The organism is Bradyrhizobium sp. Kon10 (genome assembly GCF_055807395.1).
The window spans coordinates 1-384 of sequence record NZ_JBVVOZ010000142.1; the positions used below are offsets into that span (position 1 = coordinate 1).

The following is a 384-nucleotide window of genomic DNA, read 5'->3' on the forward strand; positions in this document are numbered from 1 at the left end:
GGCAGCGACCGTCTGCTGACGGTGTACGTGCAGGCCTCGCCGCAGGTGTGTGCCGAACGTGATCCGCAAGGGCTGTATGCCGCCGGTGGGGATAACATCCCGGGTGAGTCGTTCCCGTACGACGTGCCGTTGAATGCCGACCTGGTGATCGACACCCAGTCTTTGTCGCTGGAAGACAGCGTCAAGCAGGTGCTGGAGCTGTTGCGTCAGCGCGGCGCGATCTAAGGGTTGCAGTTACCAAATGGGAAATCCTGCGCAAGCAGAACACCCGTTTCGAAGTGGTCGACCGTGCCGCCCAGAACGAAGACCAGCTGAACATCGATTTCGTAGGCAAGGTCGACGGCGAAGTATTCGCTGGCGGCTCCGCCAAGGGCACCCAGTTGG

The 384-nt window shown here is 61.2% G+C and carries 1 protein-coding gene; it reads left to right on the plus strand.

The genetic code is table 11. The features are described 5' to 3' along the window. The coding region (locus tag AC0L2O_RS36445; RefSeq protein ID WP_473373155.1) for an adenylyl-sulfate kinase at positions 1-225 on the plus strand (225 nt) is incomplete at its 5' end. Between the last annotated feature and the right edge of the window lie 159 nt (positions 226-384).